2 protein-coding genes are annotated in these 2774 nt (G+C 41.6%); both read left to right on the top strand.

The genetic code is table 11. The features are described from left to right. Positions 1–145: 145 nt before the first annotated feature. Complete coding sequence (locus tag PLL47_RS14745) at positions 146–1810, top strand: methylamine methyltransferase corrinoid protein reductive activase (protein ID WP_324447317.1); 1665 nt, start codon at positions 146–148, stop codon at positions 1808–1810. A gap of 45 nt (positions 1811–1855) precedes the next feature. Next, positions 1856–2221 carry a DUF6951 family protein gene (locus tag PLL47_RS14740; protein WP_324447315.1) on the top strand — a complete coding sequence of 122 codons (366 nt, stop codon included), beginning with the start codon at positions 1856–1858 and terminating at the stop codon, positions 2219–2221. The last annotated feature ends 553 nt before the right edge of the window (positions 2222–2774 follow it).

Genomic DNA, 2774 nt, shown 5'->3' with positions numbered 1-2774 from the left:
AAATTAAATTGAAAAGGATCTATGTGAAAAACGCTGCGCAGCTCATTTCACTGCTTGGATTATATCCAGTTCATTACAGCCTGATACAGGGAAAGGCTCCAATTATTTATTTCAATATCCAATAGCAGCAGATGGAGTGAGAAAAATTTACGGGATTGCACTTGACTTAGGAACCAGCGGTTTTAGAGCACAGCTTATAGACCTGGAAACAAAAAGTGTATTAAGAACCGCAATGACGATTAGACATCCTCTTCCGGGAGGTAATGTAATCGATCATCTGGATTTTGCCCTTGAAGTAGGGGAAGATACTGCAAATAATATCATACTGGACGCGGTAAAGAAGATAATAGAAGCCCTTGATGTAGAACCCGCTTGCATCCAGAAACTGGTAGTATGCGGAAACCCTATTCAGCTATCTCTTTTCCAGAACTCGGAAATCAGAGATCTTGCCTTTGCTGGAAAAAATATGCAAAGAAGGCTAGGAATAGAAAACGTGGATAGGAGTGCAAAAATCTTTTCGGCAAACGAACTTTTCAGAGGTATTCTGGATCTTCCGAACTGTGAGATCACAGTGCCACCTGCGATTGCCCACGAAATCGGAGCTGATGCTCTGGCAATGATGATAGAAACCGATTTTCTGAACCAGGAAGAAGTCTCCATTGTCACTGATTATGGTACGAATGCGGAAATGGCAATAAAAGCGGGAGACAGGATCATTACAGGCAGTGCAGCTGCAGGACCTGCCATCGAGGGACAGGGGATAAGCTGCGGAATGATTGCAAGCCCAGGTGCAATTTCAGACGTAAACCCGGAAGGGGAATACTGGCGGCTTACAGTCCTGGACGAAGAGATGAAAGGTAAAACCGGAGCCCTTGTAAATCCGGTCACAGGAGAAATCCTTGAGAGAGGAGAAATCGAGGCCGTGGGGATTACAGGCACAGGCGTAATTGCAGTTATAGCCATTGCCATGGAGACAGGTCTGATGAAACAGCCGCCTGAATTGCCCAATGGAAAGCTTATCCTTGGGAATTCCATCGAAATCACCAACGAAGACATCTCTGAAGCCGGAAAAGCTTTAGGAGCAATTCGTGCGGCACAGCTAACCCTTCTGATTGAGGCAGGCGTCCCCTTTGAAGAACTAGAAAATGTCTACATGTCTGGGGCTTCCGGGACATACGTAGATTGCAGAAAAGCCAGGAGAATAGGTTCATGTCCAGATTTTTCAAGCAAAGTCGTTCAGTTTGGGAATACTTCTCTAGCTCTTGCTACGGAGATTCTCCTGGACGAATCCAGACTTGAGGAGGTTATTGCCCTTGCAGGGGCTATAAAAGCCGATCACCTGATGATGGCGACCAGCGAGACCTTCAAAAATATCTATGCCTGCGAGCTTTCCTACTGGACCGAGGGAATGAGCATGAAATTGTACAATAAATTCATGAAAATGTACAAATATCCATCTTTTCCGGAGCCTGTAGATAATGCTGTTATGGAAAAAAGAGTAGCCAGAGACATAGAGGAAATATGCAATGTTCCTGTAAAGATCGTGGAAGATACTGGAATCGCCCTGGAAGTCCCTGTGGAACACTGCCTTGACTGCAGGCGATGCAACGAAGAGTGTCCTGAGAATGCCCTTGTGACTGTTGAGAAAGAAGGAAGCTATTTTGTAAGTTGCCGTACACAGGACTGCCTTGGAACTAGCTGCAGACGCTGTGTCAAGGCTTGCCCGATAAATGCAATAAACTTCAAGAATATTGAAGTTCTGAGCATAAACGGACTTCTGAGAAATAACATGACAGGCGGAATTTACTGAAAGAAAATCACTAAAAACACACATTAACTGGAGAGGTATTCGAAAATGACAAAAATAAGCGTATCTTCCAGAATTTGCGGTTTAATCCATACGGTAACAGGGAGGATTGAAGGAGACAGGATCATCATAGAAATTGACACACCATGTGAAAAATTCAGAGAATTCACCTGTCTGGAGTTTCCTCTTCAGGAACTTCCAGGTAATCAGGAAAGTGTAACCCTGGAGATGGAGAGACAAATTAATTGTTCTTTTGAGTGCACCAGAGAATGCGCTCTGGATTGTACCAGAAAATGCCTGATTCCTGGTGCAGTATTCGATGTATGCAATGTGGAAAAGGAACTGACAGAAGAAAAGCTCGCAAATACACCTTTTATTGAAGTTACTGAGTATACATTTTCGGAGTTTCAGTGAATGCTGATGAAAGGGGGGTTCCATTAGCCTTCCTTTATTTTCCTTTTTGACTTCAGGCCTTACAGGATTTCTAGGAAAATTGCCACTAAGAAGCATCTAAATATCTTAAAATGTTGCTATGAAAGCAAATGTTACGCTGGAATAGATATAAGAGCAAATTTCGCGTCTCAGGGAGTCTCAGGGAAATGCTTTCACTTCTTGGAGAGCCAATAAGTTAATCTCAGAGTCATTAGATTTTTATAAAAAATAATAATTTAGTTATATTAATAACTGACTAGAATAAACTTCTGTATCTGATGTTATTTCATTTTGGACTCTAATATATATTTTAGTAGTTTTATGAGAACTTAATGCATAAAAAATATTAGGAACTAAAAAAAGAAAGCAAATTCAGCTGTGCCAATTAACAACATAAAATGAATAAACAAGCTTCCCCAGCCGGTTGATTTAGCTAAAACTATCTCATCCTCTCCCTGATCACTATTTTTTCCTATTAGAAACAATTTTCCAACCAGAATCTAGATGGTCTTGGACTGTTTGATTAATTTGGTTT

It is taken from the genome of Methanosarcina sp., from assembly GCF_035390745.1.
Lineage (GTDB): Archaea > Halobacteriota > Methanosarcinia > Methanosarcinales > Methanosarcinaceae > Methanosarcina.
This window is presented reverse-complemented; position numbering and strand designations above follow the sequence as displayed.